18 protein-coding genes are annotated in these 14,941 nt (G+C 67.5%); 8 read left to right on the top strand and 10 right to left on the bottom strand.

Going from position 1 to position 14,941, the window contains the following annotated elements:
- Positions 1 to 14 precede the first annotated feature (14 nt).
- From gcvT to AC1RSI_RS06750, 6 genes are all read left to right on the top strand, one after another.
- Positions 15 to 1,130 (top strand): glycine cleavage system aminomethyltransferase GcvT, encoded by a 1,116-nt coding sequence (gene gcvT, locus AC1RSI_RS06725; protein ID WP_154725557.1) that lies wholly within the window; start codon positions 15 to 17, stop codon positions 1,128 to 1,130.
- 10 nt (positions 1,131 to 1,140) lie between these two features.
- Positions 1,141 to 1,506: a glycine cleavage system protein GcvH gene (gene gcvH / locus AC1RSI_RS06730; RefSeq protein WP_154725558.1), complete on the top strand. Its 366-nt coding sequence runs from the start codon at positions 1,141 to 1,143 to the stop codon at positions 1,504 to 1,506.
- 145 nt (positions 1,507 to 1,651) lie between these two features.
- Complete coding sequence (gcvPA, locus tag AC1RSI_RS06735) at positions 1,652 to 2,998, top strand: aminomethyl-transferring glycine dehydrogenase subunit GcvPA (protein WP_154725559.1); 1,347 nt, start codon at positions 1,652 to 1,654, stop codon at positions 2,996 to 2,998.
- 12 nt (positions 2,999 to 3,010) lie between these two features.
- Positions 3,011 to 4,579 carry an aminomethyl-transferring glycine dehydrogenase subunit GcvPB gene (gene gcvPB, locus AC1RSI_RS06740; protein WP_008261196.1) on the top strand — a complete coding sequence of 523 codons (1,569 nt, stop codon included), beginning with the start codon at positions 3,011 to 3,013 and terminating at the stop codon, positions 4,577 to 4,579.
- Positions 4,580 to 4,935: 356 nt separating this feature from the next.
- Positions 4,936 to 5,340, top strand: coding sequence for a hypothetical protein (locus tag AC1RSI_RS06745; RefSeq protein WP_154725560.1), 405 nt, complete (start codon positions 4,936 to 4,938; stop codon positions 5,338 to 5,340).
- A 133-nt stretch (positions 5,341 to 5,473) separates the two neighbouring features.
- Complete coding sequence (locus AC1RSI_RS06750) at positions 5,474 to 5,944, top strand: DUF6789 family protein (protein WP_035309002.1); 471 nt, start codon at positions 5,474 to 5,476, stop codon at positions 5,942 to 5,944.
- 76 nt (positions 5,945 to 6,020) lie between these two features.
- Here AC1RSI_RS06750 and AC1RSI_RS06755 read toward each other — a convergent pair whose 3' ends face one another.
- The 5 genes from AC1RSI_RS06755 to AC1RSI_RS06775 form a co-directional block, all read right to left on the bottom strand.
- A complete protein-coding gene (locus tag AC1RSI_RS06755) occupies positions 6,021 to 6,536 on the bottom strand; it encodes a F0F1 ATP synthase subunit B (RefSeq protein ID WP_008258724.1) in 516 nt (171 codons plus the stop codon).
- Positions 6,536 to 7,108 (bottom strand): F0F1 ATP synthase subunit B family protein, encoded by a 573-nt coding sequence (locus tag AC1RSI_RS06760; RefSeq protein WP_008263958.1) that lies wholly within the window; start codon positions 7,106 to 7,108, stop codon positions 6,536 to 6,538. Before AC1RSI_RS06760 ends, AC1RSI_RS06755 begins: the two co-directional genes overlap by 1 nt.
- Before the next feature lie 68 nt (positions 7,109 to 7,176).
- The gene (locus AC1RSI_RS06765; RefSeq protein ID WP_008261286.1) at positions 7,177 to 7,401 is read right to left on the bottom strand and encodes a F0F1 ATP synthase subunit C; all 225 of its coding nucleotides are present in this window, start codon (positions 7,399 to 7,401) and stop codon (positions 7,177 to 7,179) included.
- Between the two features lie 57 nt (positions 7,402 to 7,458).
- Positions 7,459 to 8,244 (bottom strand): F0F1 ATP synthase subunit A, encoded by a 786-nt coding sequence (locus AC1RSI_RS06770; protein WP_008262197.1) that lies wholly within the window; start codon positions 8,242 to 8,244, stop codon positions 7,459 to 7,461.
- A gap of 6 nt (positions 8,245 to 8,250) precedes the next feature.
- Complete coding sequence (locus tag AC1RSI_RS06775) at positions 8,251 to 8,610, bottom strand: AtpZ/AtpI family protein (protein ID WP_008261665.1); 360 nt, start codon at positions 8,608 to 8,610, stop codon at positions 8,251 to 8,253.
- A gap of 237 nt (positions 8,611 to 8,847) precedes the next feature.
- Here AC1RSI_RS06775 and ispH point away from each other — a divergent pair, with 237 nt between their 5' ends.
- On the top strand, positions 8,848 to 9,819 hold the full coding sequence (gene ispH / locus AC1RSI_RS06780; RefSeq protein ID WP_008261647.1) for a 4-hydroxy-3-methylbut-2-enyl diphosphate reductase: 972 nt from the start codon (positions 8,848 to 8,850) through the stop codon (positions 9,817 to 9,819).
- A gap of 20 nt (positions 9,820 to 9,839) precedes the next feature.
- On the opposite strand, the gene scpB is transcribed toward ispH, so the two are convergent.
- From scpB to AC1RSI_RS06805, 5 genes are all read right to left on the bottom strand, one after another.
- Complete coding sequence (gene scpB / locus AC1RSI_RS06785; RefSeq protein WP_008262461.1) at positions 9,840 to 10,505, bottom strand: SMC-Scp complex subunit ScpB; 666 nt, start codon at positions 10,503 to 10,505, stop codon at positions 9,840 to 9,842.
- Positions 10,502 to 11,323 (bottom strand): segregation and condensation protein A, encoded by an 822-nt coding sequence (locus AC1RSI_RS06790; RefSeq protein WP_154725562.1) that lies wholly within the window; start codon positions 11,321 to 11,323, stop codon positions 10,502 to 10,504. Before AC1RSI_RS06790 ends, scpB begins: the two co-directional genes overlap by 4 nt.
- A 54-nt stretch (positions 11,324 to 11,377) precedes the next feature.
- Complete coding sequence (gene nagZ / locus AC1RSI_RS06795) at positions 11,378 to 12,427, bottom strand: beta-N-acetylhexosaminidase (protein ID WP_035309008.1); 1,050 nt, start codon at positions 12,425 to 12,427, stop codon at positions 11,378 to 11,380.
- Complete coding sequence (locus AC1RSI_RS06800; RefSeq protein ID WP_447941442.1) at positions 12,424 to 13,206, bottom strand: SPOR domain-containing protein; 783 nt, start codon at positions 13,204 to 13,206, stop codon at positions 12,424 to 12,426. Before AC1RSI_RS06800 ends, nagZ begins: the two co-directional genes overlap by 4 nt.
- Positions 13,207 to 13,286: 80 nt before the next feature.
- Positions 13,287 to 14,477: a deoxyguanosinetriphosphate triphosphohydrolase gene (locus tag AC1RSI_RS06805; protein ID WP_008264115.1), complete on the bottom strand. Its 1,191-nt coding sequence runs from the start codon at positions 14,475 to 14,477 to the stop codon at positions 13,287 to 13,289.
- Between the two features lie 142 nt (positions 14,478 to 14,619).
- Between AC1RSI_RS06805 and erpA the strand changes: the two genes are divergently transcribed.
- Complete coding sequence (erpA, locus tag AC1RSI_RS06810) at positions 14,620 to 14,937, top strand: iron-sulfur cluster insertion protein ErpA (protein WP_035308391.1); 318 nt, start codon at positions 14,620 to 14,622, stop codon at positions 14,935 to 14,937.
- Positions 14,938 to 14,941 lie beyond the last annotated feature (4 nt).

Raw genomic sequence — 14,941 nt, forward strand, 5'->3', positions numbered from 1 at the left:
TGAAAGCCTGAACCATGACCGACCAAGCCCTGAAGACCACGCCCCTGAACGCCGCGCACCGCGCTCTGGGAGCCCGGATGGTGGGCTTCGGCGGCTATGACATGCCGGTCCAGTATGAGGGCGTCCTGGCCGAGCACCGCTGGACCCGCGAACACGCCGGCCTGTTCGACGTGTCGCACATGGGCCAGTGCAAGATCACCGGCGAGGACGCGACCGCCCAGTTCGAGCGGTTCGTGCCCGGCGACTATGAAATCCTGAAGGCCGGCAAGCAGAAGTATTCGCTGCTGCTGAACAAGGACGGCGGGATCATCGACGATCTGATGGCCGGCCGTCCCGACCATGACGGCCTGTTCGTCGTCGTCAACGCCGGCAACAAGGACGAGGACTTCGCCTTCTGGGAGGCGAATCTTCAAGGCGACGCCAAACTGACGGTGTTGGACCGCGCCCTGATCGCCATCCAGGGACCGGAAGCCGCCGAGGTCATGGCCGCCCACGAGCCGCTCCTGACCGAAATGGGCTTCATGGAATGCGCCCGGCTGATGCTGTTCGGCGTCGACTGCTATGTCTCGCGTTCGGGCTACACCGGCGAGGACGGCTATGAGATCTCGGTGCCTGCGGACCAGGCCGAGCGCGTCTGGAACACCATCCTGGAAGACGCCCGCGTCAAGCCGATCGGCCTGGGCGCCCGCGACAGCCTGCGGCTCGAAGCCGGCCTGCCGCTGCACGGCCATGACATCGACCCGACCACCAGCCCGGTCGAAGGCGCCCTGACCTTCGCCCTGTCCAAGTCGCGCAAGGAGCGCGCGGACTTCAGCGGCGCCGACCGCATCCTGAAGGAACTGGCCGACGGTCCTTCACGCGTCCGCATCGGCCTGATCGTCAAGGAAGGCGCCCCGGCCCGTGAAGGCGCCGAGATCGCCGACGCTGACGGGAACGTCATCGGCAAGGTCACCTCGGGCGGCCCCTCCCCTACGCTGGGCAAGAACATCGCCATGGGCTTCGTGCCGCCGGCGTATGCCGCGCTGGGTACGGAGTTGAAGGTCGTCGTGCGCGGCAAGTCCGCCGCCGCCGAAGTCGTCGCCATGCCCTTCGTGGCGCAACGCTATTACCGCAAACCGAAGACCGTCTGAGGATTAGATCATGAAGTTCACCAAGGATCACGAGTGGGTCAGCCTGGACGGCGACATCGCCACCGTGGGCATCTCGAAGCACGCCGCCGACGCCCTGGGCGACGTGGTGTTCGTGGAAACGCCTGAGGTCGGCAAGACCGTCGCCAAGGGCGCCAGCTTCGCCGTGGTCGAAAGCGTCAAGGCCGCCTCCGACGTCTACGCCCCCGTCTCGGGCGAAGTGGTCGAGGCCAACGACGCCCTGTCGACCGCTCCGGAAACCGTCAACGCCGCCCCGGAAGGCGACGGCTGGTTCGCAAAGATCAAGATGTCCGACGCCTCGGAGCTGGACGCCCTGATGGACCAGGCCGCTTACGACGAGTTCCTGAAGACGCTTTGACTTCATCCGCTCATCCCGGCGAAAGCCGGGACCCAGGTCTTTCGCGAGGCAGGGTGCGTGGGATGAGCGGCTCTTCTTTAGATCGACGCGACCGATCGCCCAAAACACTGGGTCCCGGCTTTCGCCGGGATGAGCGGAATAGAACATGCGCTACCTCCCCCTGACGCCCGACGACCGCACGGCGATGCTCGCCGCCATCGGCGCGAAATCGATCGACGACCTGTTCGTGGACGTGCCCGAGGCGGCGCGACTGGACGGGCCGGTGGACCTGCCCCGCGTGGCCGGCGAGATGGAGGTCGAACGCGCCCTGTCCGCCATGGCCGCCAAGAACGCGACGGCCGGCGCGGTGCCCTTCTTCTGCGGCGCAGGGGCTTACAAGCACCATGTCCCGGCGACGGTGGATCATGTGATCCAGCGGTCCGAGTTTCTGACCAGCTACACCCCCTACCAGCCGGAAATCGCCCAGGGCACCCTGCAGTACCTGTACGAGTTCCAGACCCAGGTCGCGAACCTGACCGGCATGCCGGTGGCCAACGCCAGCCTGTATGACGGCTCGACCGCCATGGCCGAGGGCGTGCTGATGGCGACCCGCGTGACCCGCCGCAACAAGGCGGTGATCTCGGGCGGCGTGCACCCCCACTACGTCAAGGCGACCGAAACCGTGGTCCACGCCGTCGGCGTCGAGACCCAGGTCCTGGCCGCCGCCGTCGACGCCGAGGCCGCCGTGATCGACCAGATCGGTCCCGACACGGCCTGCGTCGTGGTTCAGACCCCGAACGTCTTCGGCACGGCGACGGATGTCACCAAGATCGCCGAGGCCGCCCACGCCGCCGGCGCCCTGTTGATCGTCGTGGTCACCGAGGCGGTGTCGATGGGCCTGCTGAAGTCGCCCGGCGAGATGGGCGCGGACATCGTCGCCGCCGAGGGCCAGTCGATCGGCAACGCCCTGAACTTCGGCGGCCCCTATGTCGGCCTGTTCGCCACGCGCGAGAAGCTGATCCGTCAGATGCCCGGCCGCCTGACCGGCGAGACGGTGGACGCCGACGGCGAGCGCGGCTTCGTCCTGACCCTGTCGACGCGGGAGCAGCATATCCGCCGCGACAAGGCGACGTCGAACATCTGCACCAATTCCGGCCTCTGCACCCTGGCCTTCACCATTCACATGAGCCTGCTGGGCGAGACGGGCCTGCGCAAACTGGCCCTGCTGAACCACGAGAAGGCCGTCGCCACCCGCGACGCCCTGGCCGCCATTCCGGGCGTCGAAATCCTGACCTCGCGCTTCTTCAACGAGTTCGCGGTGCGTCTGCCCAAGAACGCGGCCGAGGTGGTCGATCAACTGGCCGGCCACCACATCCTGGCCGGCGTGCCCTACAGCCGCCTGGCCCCCGCAGCCGGCATGGACGACGTCCTGCTGGTCGCCGCGACCGAGACGACGCTGGATGCCGACATCCAGATCCTCGCCAAGTCGCTCTCCAAAGTCCTCGGCGCGTAAGGGATAACGACCATGAGCACCATGAACACCGTCGGCCGTCCGACCGCTCCGAACGCCGTGACGACCAAGCCCGCCACCCTGACCGGCGGCCGCGGCCTGTTGCAGAACGAAGCCCTGATTTTCGAAGGCGACGGCTGGGGCAAGACCGGCGTCGATCTGGCCGAGCCCAAGACGGACGGCTCTGACCTGGGCGACCTGGTCCGCAAGGATCCGATCGGCCTGCCGGGCCTGTCCGAGCCAGAGGCCATGCGCCACTATGTGCGCCTGAGCCAGAAGAACCACGCCATCGACCTGGCCATCTATCCGCTGGGCTCGTGCACGATGAAGCACAACCCGCGCCTGAACGAGAAGATGGCCCGCCTGCCCGGCTTCTCGGACATCCACCCGCTACAGCCGATCTCGACGGTGCAGGGCGCGCTCGAGCTGATGGACACGCTGGCGCACTGGCTGAAGACCCTGACCGGCATGCCCGCCGTCGCCCTGTCGCCCAAGGCGGGCGCGCACGGCGAGCTGTGCGGCCTGATGGCCATCCGCGCCGCCCACGAGACCTCGGGCCAGCATGAGAAGCGCCGCAAGGTTCTGGTGCCCACCAGCGCCCACGGCACTAACCCGGCCACCGCCGCCTTCGTCGGCTACACCGTCGTCGAGGTCGCCCAGACTGAGGACGGCCGCGTGGACGTCGCCGACCTGGCCGCCAAGCTGGGCGACGACGTCGCCGCCATCATGGTGACCAACCCCAACACCTGCGGCCTGTTCGAGCGCGACATCCTGGAGATCAGCCGCCTGACGCACGCGGCCGGCGCATACTTCTATTGCGACGGCGCCAACTTCAACGCCATCGTCGGCCGGGTTCGTCCGGGCGATCTGGGCGTCGATGCGATGCACATCAACCTGCACAAGACCTTCTCGACGCCGCACGGCGGCGGCGGTCCGGGCGCGGGTCCGGTGGTCCTGTCGGAAGCCCTGGCGCCCTTCGCCCCGGCCCCCTGGGTCGTGCATGATGACAACGGCTATCGCCTGATCGAGCGCGAGGAAGACGAGGCCGAGCAGGCCTTTGGCCGCCTGTGCGCCTTCCAGGGCCAGATGGGCATGTATGTGCGCGCCCTGTCCTACATGATGTCGCATGGCGCCGACGGCCTGCGTCAGGTCGCCGAGGATGCAGTGCTGAACGCCAACTATATCAAGGCCCGGCTGTCGGACCTGATGTCGGCGGCCTTCCCCGATGGCCCCTGCATGCACGAGGCCCTGTTCGACGACGCATGGCTGAAGGGCACGGACATCACCACGCTCGACTTCGCCAAGGCGATGATCGACGAGGGCTTCCACCCGATGACCATGTATTTCCCGCTGGTCGTCCACGGCGCCATGCTGATCGAGCCGACGGAAACCGAGTCCAAGGCCGAACTGGATCGCTTCATCCACGCGATGCGCCTGTTGGCCGAGGCCGCGAAAGCCGGCGACGTCGATCGCTTCAAGGGCGCGCCCTTCCACGCCCCCTTGCGCCGCCTGGACGAAACCCGCGCCGCCCGCTCGCCGGTGCTGCGCTGGACCGCGCCGGCAGGGTCGAACCAGGCGGCGTAAGGGCGACGGATAGGCCCCGTCATCCCAGGGCTTGTCCCTGGGATCCATACTCCCAGCGCCAGACGAAGGCGCATTCTGCGGAAACACCGGGAGTATGGATCCTCGCCGCAAGGGCGAGGATGACGAAGGTTGAAGAGGGGTGACCTCCCCCTATTGTGTCCTGGAGGCAACAGCCAGAAGCCCTTGATCAATCATGACCAAAGCTTCACGCCGTAGACACGGATCGGCCATGGACACACGGTCTTAACGAGCCTGTGGCAGGCTGGCCACGGTCGCTCTTTCCTCTCCCGAGTCGGGATCGGGCGGTCGTGACGATCGTTGTCACAGGACCTCCCTCCTCTCTGTCTGGCGCCGACTTGACCTTCGCAACCGCGATCCGCCTTCCGTCCTACCGCGCGCGCAGCCGTACGCTTCGCGCGCTGAAGCGATGGGCGCTGATGGCGGGCGGGCTGTTCGTGGTGCTTCTGGGAATTCTGATCGCGCCCCTGCCGGGTCCAGGCGGCATTCCCGTCATCGCCGTCGGCCTGATGCTGATCCTGAAGAGCTCCTTCTGGGCCAAGCGGCTGTTCATTCGTGCCCAATACGCCCGGCCCAAATGGGTCTATCCGTTCCGGCGGCTCATGCGCAAAAAGCCGGAGTTCGCTCCTGTCTTCTGGCAGCAGGCCCTGCGCGCCGAGAAGGTCGTGCTTAAGAGACCCCGCCGACGTCTGACGCGGTTGCGGAAGATGCTTCGTCGCTATTTCCGGAAGCTTTTCCGCTAGTTGACAGACCGTCTCGCGGTTGCGTTGTCGCAACTGCTAACCACATCATCGTGAACGCCCTTCTCCCTCTACAGGCGTATTCTGTCTGGGCGTTATCAGAGAACCACCAAATGCGTTGGGAGGCGCTAAGGTCATGATGTCACGCGTACAAAAGGGCATGATCGCGGGCGTCGCCGCGACCGTCGCCGTTTCCTTGCTTGAAATACCCAACCTGTTCCTGAACTGGTTCGACCCGTTCCAGGGGGTCATCGCCACCATGATCGGCATGCCTGGAAACATGGCCGTCGGCTGGGCGATCCACGCCTTCAGCGGCGTCTTCATCCTGGGGCCGTTGTTCGGTCTGATGTGTCCCCGCCTGCCCACCGACACCCCCGAGACCAAGGGCATCGTCTTCGCCGTCGGCGCCTGGGTGGTGATGATGGGGGCCATCCTGATGCTGGGCGATTACCGGACCTTCTCGGCCGCCGCCGGCTTCGGCACCATCGGCTGGCTGCTGATCACCCATGCGGTGTTCGGCATCGTGCTGGGCAATGTCTACGCCCGACTGGTGACACGCGAGAAGCGCCAGGCGGCCCATTTCATGGGCGGCGCCACCGCCCACTGACAGCGGGGCATTAGACACAAGAAAAGGCCCCCAGCGACGCCGGGGGCCTTTTTTCGTTCGGCTAAGCCGGCCGGCCTCAGTTCAGGCGATCGCCGATCTGGGCGATGGCGGCGTCCAGCAGCGGGTCCTTGGCGCCGCCGGCGAGGCGGGCGGCCAGGATCTGTTCCGCGGCCTTGGCGGCCAGGTCGGCGGCGGCCGCCTTGACCTCGGCCGAGGCCTGGGCCTCCGCCTGGGCGATGCGGGTCTCGGCCATCTTCTGGCGACGGGCCAGGGTCTCTTCCAGCTTGGCCTTGGATTCGACTTCCAGACGACGGGCGTCGGCTTCCGCCTGGGCCATCATCTCGGCGGCCTGAGCCTCGGCCTCGGCCTTTTCCTTGCGGATCTGGGCCAGCAGGGCCTCGGCCTCGGCGCGCAGACGGGCGGCCTCGTCCAGGTCGGCCTGGATCTTGGCGCCCTTGGCGTCCAGTTGGGCGGCGGCGATCTTGGGCACGCCGGCGGCGATCAGGATGCCGAAGAAGATCAGCAGGCCGATCCCGACCCAAATCTCCGCATTGGCGAAGCTCCAGATGCCGTGTTCGAAGATCAGGTTCATCAGACGGCTCCCTTGGCCGTAGCCAGCTCGCCCGAGGTGGCGGCCTTGCCGGTCAGGCGCTCGACCATGGCGGCGGCGGCGTCGGAGGCGATCACGGCGACATTGGCCATGGCCGCGTCGCGGGTCTTGCCGATGGCGGTCTCGGCCTCGGCGATGCGGGCGTTGACGACGGCTTCTTCCGCAGCCTGGCGGGCGGCGGCGTCTTCGGTCACGCGGGCCTTGGCGGCGGCGGCCATGGCGCGGGCGTCGGCGCGGGCCTTGGCGACTTCAGCCTGGGCTTGAGCTGCCTGGTCGGCGGCCTCGGCCTGAACCTGACGCGCGGTGGCGACGGCGTTGGAAATCGTATCGGCCCGCTCGTCCATCACCTTGCGAAGGCGCGGCGCGAAGACCTTGGAGACCAGAACATACAGGATGACGAACAGGATCAGCAGATAGCCGATCTGTCCCGCCCAGTGTTCGAACTGGAATTGCGGCAGGCCGCCCGAGCCGTGCTCGGCGGCGGTCGCCGTCTCGGCGTGCAGGTCCGCTTCGACCGAAGCCGGAACCGCATGATTGGTGTGGGTGCTGGCCATGAACCGTCTGCTGCAGGATCAGATGAAACGGCGCGCGGGCGAGCCCCGCGCGCCGGTATCGGCTGATATCAGCCGAAGATCATCAGGATGCCGAGCACGAAGGCCAGGATGCCCAGGGCTTCGGCGAGGGCGGCGCCCACGAACAGGTTGCCGACCTGGCCGGCGGCGGCCGACGGGTTGCGCAGGGCGCCGGCCAGGAACTGACCGAAGATGTTGCCCACGCCCAGGGCCGAACCGATCATGCCCAGGGTTGCGAGACCGGCACCGATGTACTTGGCGGCTTCAGCGTCCATGATTGTATTCCTAGATTTAAGTCGTTGGTGGTTGGGGTGAAGAGACTGGTCCTGCCCTTAGTGGGCGTGATCCAGGTTGACCACATCATTCAGATAGATGCAGGCCAGAACGGCGAAGACGAAGGCCTGAAGGAAGGCCACGAGAAACTCCAGGGCGGTCAGGGCGACGACCATGCCCAGCGACAGGGCCGCGACCGGGAAGGCCAGCAGGCCGACGCCGCCGCCCAGACCCAGCAGGCCCAGGGAGACGACGAAGCCGGCGAAGATCTTCAGCGCCACGTGGCCGCCCAGCATGTTGCCGAACAGACGAAGCGCCAGGGTGACAGGACGCAGCAGGAAGGAGACGAACTCGATCAGACCGACGACCGGACGCAGCGCCAGCGGCGCGCCCATCGGCCAGAACAGCTTGAAGAAGCCCAGGCCATTCTTGGCGAACCCGACCACCAGCACCAGACCGAAAGTGATCAGGGCGAAGGTAACGGTGATGGCCAGCTGCGACGTCGCCGTGAAGGTCAGGAACAGACCCAGGATGTTCATGCCCAGGATCAGCATGAACAGGGTGAAGACGAATGGGAAATACTTGCGGCCTTCATGACCGATGATGGAATCGGCCAGATTGTCGATCAGGCCGAACACGCCCTCGCCTGCGGCCTGCAATCGGCCGGGCACGACCTGGGCGTTCGAGGTCACGGCGGCCAGGAAGCCGACGATCACGACGAAGGCGGCCGTCATGGCGATGTGCGAATTGGTCACGGCCAAATCGACCGTACCCAGAACGGGCAGGGTCACGTCAGGAAGATCGATGACCTTCTGTATCTGAAACTGATGAATCGGATCGGCCATGAAGCCCTATCGTTCCCCGTCTTCGTCGGCCTCGACATAAGGATCGGCCGGAGCCGACGTACCTAACGCCTTGGCCTGCGCCATCAGCCGGTTGGCTGTGCGACGCGCCATGTAAATCGACAAGGCGAAGCCCAACAGGACCCCGCCGATCAAACCCCACGGACGGGTCCCGAAGACCCAGTCCGCGATGAAACCCGCCGCAAGACCCACGAAGACGCCGCCGAGAAGCTCGGCGATGATCTTGTAGGCCTGACCCGACACCTGATGGCCGGTCAGCTCGGCGGATTTCTCCACCGTGGTCCGCGCCTCCAATGCGGATGCGCTGTCTTGGAGGCGTTTGATCGCCTCTTCGCGCGATTCCGACATGGGGGACAGGACCTGTGCTCTCAGCGCTCAAACAATGTGTTTGGGCGGGTCTGAATTCGGCGCGGAAACTAATCGTGAGCGGCCAAGAGGTCAAGGCGTCGTGAACGGAGGTTAAATCTTTGTTCGAACTCGATTTTCGCCGGATAAGGCCTGACCGTGGCGATGCGTCGCTGTTCAAGACCAGGGATTCGGTCGCCCTGCATGGCGATATGTCGCGCGAACGACTAGGTTGCGGCCATGAACATGCACGTCCCCGCCCCCTCGCCCGAACGCCGCCCCATCGCGGTGCGGCTGGCGACGCCGCGCGGTTTCTGCGCCGGGGTGGACCGGGCGATCCAGATCGTCGAGCGCGCGATCAAGAAATACGGCGCGCCCGTCTATGTGCGGCACGAGATCGTGCACAACCGCCATGTCGTCGAGCGGCTGAAGTCCATGGGCGCGATCTTCGTCAAGGAGCTGGACGAATGCCCGGACGACCGGCCGGTCGTCTTCTCGGCGCACGGCGTGCCCAAGTCGGTTCCCGCCAACGCCCAGGCGCGACAACTGCTGTTCCTCGACGCCACCTGCCCCCTGGTGTCCAAGGTCCATGTGGAGGCGGAGCGTCATCATGACGCGGGCCGCCATATCATCCTGATCGGCCACGCCGGCCATCCGGAAGTGATCGGCACCATGGGTCAACTGCCGCCGGGGGCCATCAGCCTGATCGAGACCGAGGCCGACGCCGAATCGTTCGAACGGCCCGGCGACGCCCCCCTGGCCTATGCGACCCAGACCACCCTGTCGGTCGACGACACGGCGGGCATATTGAAGGTGCTGAAGCGGCGCTTCCCCGAACTGCCCGACCCGCACAAGGAAGACATCTGCTACGCCACCACCAACCGCCAGGACGCGGTCAAGGTGCTGGGCGAAGGGTGCGAGCTGGTGCTGGTGGTCGGGTCCAAGAACTCGTCCAACTCGGCCCGGCTGGTCGAGGTGGCGATGCGCGCCGGCGCCCGTGACGCCCGGCTGGTCGACGACGCCTCCCAGGTGGACTGGAGCTGGTTCGACGGGGTCCAGACGGTGGGCGTCACCGCCGGCGCCTCGGCCCCCGAACCGCTGATCGCCGCCCTGGTGGACGCCATCGCGGAACGGTTCGACGCCACCGTCACCGAGGACGGGGGGGCGCGCGAGACAGTGACCTTCAAGCTGCCTCGGCTGCTGACGACCTGACGCCCCTCTATCGATCCCGCCTAGCGTTCCTCGCCGACAAAGTCCTGCGCGAACTCCGGCGCGTCGTTTTCGTTCGTCAGACTGTCCTCGTCGACGTCCGCGCCTCGTCCGGGATCCGGCAGTTCAAAGCCGACGGGCAGCGACAGGTCCAGCAGGCCCGCCGCCTTCATTTCCTGCACGCCCGGCAGGTCGTACAGGGTCGCCAGGCCGAAATGTTCAAGGAACCGATCTGCGGTGGCGTAGGTGACGGGCCGACCCGGCGTCCGTCGGCGCCCGCGCAGACGCACGAACCCCATCTCCAGCAGCAGGTCCAGCGTGCCCTTCGACAGGGTGACGCCGCGCACGCTCTCGATCTCGGCGCGGGTGACGGGCTGGTGATAGGCGATGATGGCCAGGGTCTCCAGCGCGGCCTTGGACAGGCGGCGGGGCTCCTCTCGCTCCTCGGTCATCATGAAGGCCAGATCCGCCGCCGTGCGGAACCGCCAGCGGTCGGCGACGCAGTCCAGCTCCACGCCCCGCCCCTCGTATCGGGCGCGCAGACCCGACAGGGCGCGGGCGACGTCGGCGCCTTCGGGCAGACGGCCGGCGATCTCGGCGGCGCTCAGCGGCCCGGCGGCGGCGAACAACAGCGCCTCGACCCGGCGCTCGATCTCGCCATCGTCGGGTTGGAAGGAGAGATCGCTCACGGCGTCAGCTCCAGCGGATGTCCGCCTCCACGGCGTTTCAGATACAGCTCCGCGAAGGGCGCCGTCTGGCGGATGTCCATGGCCCCCTCCTTCACCAGCTCCAGGCTGGCCGACAGGGTCGAGGCGGTATAGCTGGCCTGGCTGGGGCCGTCCGGGTCTTCGGGATGGGGCGCCACCTGGTCCAGCGGGGTCCAGTCGGCCAGGCGCGGCATGATCTCGCGCAGCCAGTCGCGCGCCGCCTCCAGCGGAAAGGCCTCGACCCGCTGGCCGGGCGAATAGCGCCGCCCCTCCTCGCGGCGGCGCTGGGTCACATAGGCGCTCATCAGGTCATACAGGCTGGCGTCGATCCGGTCGGAGGGGACGATCACCGTCGCCTGGGGATCGCCGCGGGTGAAGACGTCGCGCTTCAGCTGGGGCCGCGCCAAAAGCTGGTCCACCGCCTTGCGCATGGCCTCCAGCTTTTGCAGCCGGAAGGCCAGGGCGGCGGCCATGGCCTCGGCCGGCGGCTCCTCGCCCTTGTCCTTTTCGGTGCGCGGCAACAGCAGGCGAGACTTCAGATAGGCCAGCCAGGACGCCATCACGAGATAGTCCGCCGCCAGGGCGAAATTCCTGCGCCGCGCCTCGTGCACGAAGGCCAGATATTGTTCCGCCAGCCGGGTGATCGACAGTTTCAGCAGATCGACCTTCTGGGTTCGCGCCAGGGCCAGCAGGACGTGCAGCGGCCCCTCGTAGCCGTCCAGATCGACGACGAAGGCCTCGCGCTCCTCGGCCTCGGCGGCGGCGCTGAAATCAAGATTGGGCTGAAAGGCGTCGGTCATCCTTGTCGGCCTACCGCGCTTCGCGCGGCTTGGGGCCGATCGGGTCCAGGCGGCTCATGCCTGCGCCTCGCCCACGTCCGGCCCCTTGGCGGCGTCCGTCTTGCCCGCCATCGCCCGGAAGAAGCGTTCGTGGCCCGCGACCGGATCAAGGGGTTCTGGAACCCGCACGATCCGCGCCATCGCCGCCTCGGCCCGGCGAAGCGCCCCGCCCTTCAGCGGTCCGACTCCCTCGGCGACCTGACGCATCTCATCCATGTCGCCGTTCCAGTGGATCACGACGTCGCATCCCGCCTTAAGCGCCTTGTGCGCCCTCTGGGTCAGACTGCCGGACAGGGCGTTCATCACCAGGTCGTCCGACAGCAGCAGACCGCCGAAGCCAAGACGCTCGCGGATCAGTCGGATCGCTTTCTTGGACTGGGTGGCGGGGCGTTTTGCGTCGATGGCGGTGAAGACGATGTGCGCCGTCATGCCGATCGGCATGTCGGACAGGGCTTTGAACGGCGCGAAATCCCAGGCGTCCAAGGTCTCTAGATCGGCATGGACCGTCGGCAAGTCCTTGTGGGTGTCGGCGAAAGCGCGACCGTGGCCCGGCATGTGTTTGACGCAGGGCAGCACCCCGCCCGCTAGTAATCCTTCCGCCGCCGCGCGACCCAGCAGGGCCACGGTCTGCGGATCGCGGCCATAGGCGCGGTCGCCGATGATGTCGTGGGCGCCTGGCACAGGTACGTCCAGCACCGGCAGCAGATCAATATTGATTCCCACCTCGCGCAGGTCGTGCGCCATCAGCCGCGCACCCAACCGCACCAGTTCTCGGGCGGCGTCGATATCTCCGGCCGCCTCCAGATAGGCGCTCGCGGGGGGGTATTTGGGCCAGTGGGGCGGTCCCATCCTCTGGACCCGCCCGCCCTCCTGATCGATCAGGATGGGCGCGTCGGCGTCGCCGATGGCGGCGCGCAGTTCGTCGGTCAGGGCCCGCACCTGTTCCGGCGTGTCGATATTGCGCCGGAACAGGATGAAGCCCCAGGGCCGCGCCTCGGCGAAGAAGGCGCGTTCGTCGTCGGTCAGCCGGTGGCCCGAACAGCCGTAGATGGCGGCGGAGGTCACCGAACGATGCAATCCCGTCCGGCGGCCTTCAGGGCGTTGCAGAAGGCGACCGCCCGCTCGCGCGACAGGCCCGAGAAGGCGGTGCGGTACAGGGTTGAACCGCTGGACGAGGTGACTTCGGTCACCCGCTTCTGGGCGCCCGAGGCGTACTGGCCGAAGCGACCCGCGACGGCGGCGTATTCGCGGTCGGCGATCTCGGTGGAGGAGAAGGCGCCGATCTGGACCGAGGCGGAACCCGTGGCGGCGCCGGCGGCCGGCGCAGGCGTCGCCGCTGCGGAGGCCGGGGCGGCCGGACGGGGCGCAGGGGCGGCCGGGGTTGCAGCCGGGGCGGCCTTGGCCGGCGGCAAGCCCTGTCCGGTCGGGGCGGCGGCGGGCGGCGCGGCCGGACGCGGCTGGGGCGCCTCGGGCGGCGGGGTGAAGGTGACGGGCGCGTCGGTCGTCTCGGCCTCGTCGCGATAGACCCGCACCCCGTCGGCCGGATCCACCGGCTGGGCGTCCACGGGCGGAGCGGTCTTCATCTCGCCGACGGGCTGGCCCACGGCGGGCGGCGCGTCGGTCGAGGCGCGCATGCCCGAACGATAGAAGAAGATCACGGCGATGATCAGGACCAGCAGGACCACCGCGCTGATGATCAAAGTCACCGGCGGCACCTTGCCCCCGCCCGAGCCGACATTGCGGCCGCTGCGCGGATCATAGGAGTTGCGACGGAAGGGCAGGTCGTCGTCGGTCGGGGGCGTATAGGCGCCCCGGCCCGGTCGGTTTTCGTCATCGAAAGACATGGTCGCACTCCGCCGTGGGTCCGGCGCTGCGAATCGGCGCGCCGAATAATGAGTTTAACGCCCCGCCGCCGTCTTTCGAATCACAGATCGAGGGCCAGGTCGAGGCTGAACAGTTTCTGGTGGACTTCTATCGCGTAGCGGTCGGTCATCCCGGCGATGTAATCGCACACCGCGCGCGCCCTCTGGGTTCGGTCTTCGGTGGCCGCCGGCACGGCCCACTCCGGCGGCATCACCTCCGGCTCGGCCATGAACAGCTCGAACAGCTGCGACAGCACCCGCCGCGCCTGGCTGCGGGTTCGGTTGACCCGGTAGTGGCGATACATCCGTTCGAACAGGAACTTGCGCAGGACGGCCAGGTCCGCGTGCATGGACCGCGAGAAATCCACCATGGTCCGCGTCGCCGTGCGGACATCCTCGGTCGAACCGATCCGGTCCTCTTCCAGCCGCCGGGCCGTCTCGGCCAGGACGTCCTCGACCATGACGCCGATCATCCGCCGCACGGCCTCGATCCGCAGCATCCGGTCGTCGATGGCCGGCCAGTCGCGCCGCACCTCGGCCAGCATGGGTCCGATCAACGGCACCTGATCCAGGTCTTGCAGGGTGATCAGCCCCGCCTGCACCCCGTCGTCCACGTCGTGGTTGTTGTAGGCGATGTCGTCGGCGATGGCCGCGCATTGGGCCTCCAGCGAGGCGAAGGTGCCCAGGCGCAGATCCCAGCCCGCCTCCCCGCCCGTCCTGTAGGGCCGCACCACCGACCAGGCCGGCTCGTCCAGCCGGTGCGACACCGGGCCGTTGTGCTTGATGACCCCCTCGACCGTCTCCCAACTCAGGTTCAAGCCGTCGAACTGCGGATAGCGGTTCTCCAGCTCGGTGACGACGCGGAAGCTCTGGACGTTGTGGTCGAAGCCGCCGTGGTCGGTCATCTGGATCACCAGTTCGTCCTCGCCGGCGTGGGCGAAGGGCGGGTGGCCCAGGTCGTGGGCCAGGGCCACCGTCTCGGCCAGGTCGTCGTCCAGCCTCAGCGCATGGGCCAGCGACCGGGCGATCTGCGCCACCTCCAGCGAATGGGTCAGGCGGGTGCGGTAGTGATCGCCCTCGTGCGCCACGAAGACCTGGGTCTTCTCCTTCAGGCGGCGGAAGGCGGTCGCATGGATGATCCGGTCGCGATCGCGCGCGAAGGCCGTGCGGGTCCGGCTGGGCGGCTCGAAGAAGCGGCGGCCCTTGGTCAGATCGGCGCGTTCGGCGTACGGGGCGAGAGGTGTCTGGCTCAAGTCATCAACTTTGAGGCTGCTTTGATGCGGGCGGCCCTTTGCGAACGCCCTTGCGCGCCTCATATAGACAGCCGTGAGCACCGTCCAATCCACAGAACCGTCCACACCCGCCTTCAGCGTCGCCACGCGCGCGCCGGAAGGCATTGTCCTGGCCGCCAGCGCCGCCAAACGCCTGGCCAAACTGAGCGCGGCCGAGGGCAAGACCCTGATGCTGCGCGTGGCGGTGGACGGCGGCGGCTGTTCGGGCTTCCAGTACCGGTTCGAACTGGTCGAGACGGCCGAGGACGACGACCTGCGAATCCAGGCCGACGGCCAGACCGCCCTGATCGACCCCGTCTCGGTCCCCTTCCTGAAGAATTCCGAGATCGCCTATGTCGACGAACTGGCCGGCGCCCAGTTCGTGGTCCGCAATCCAAACGCCGCCTCCAGCTGCGGCTGCGGCGTCAGCTTCTCGATCTGACCGC

This window comes from Brevundimonas sp. GW821-FHT10E09 (genome assembly GCF_058809375.1).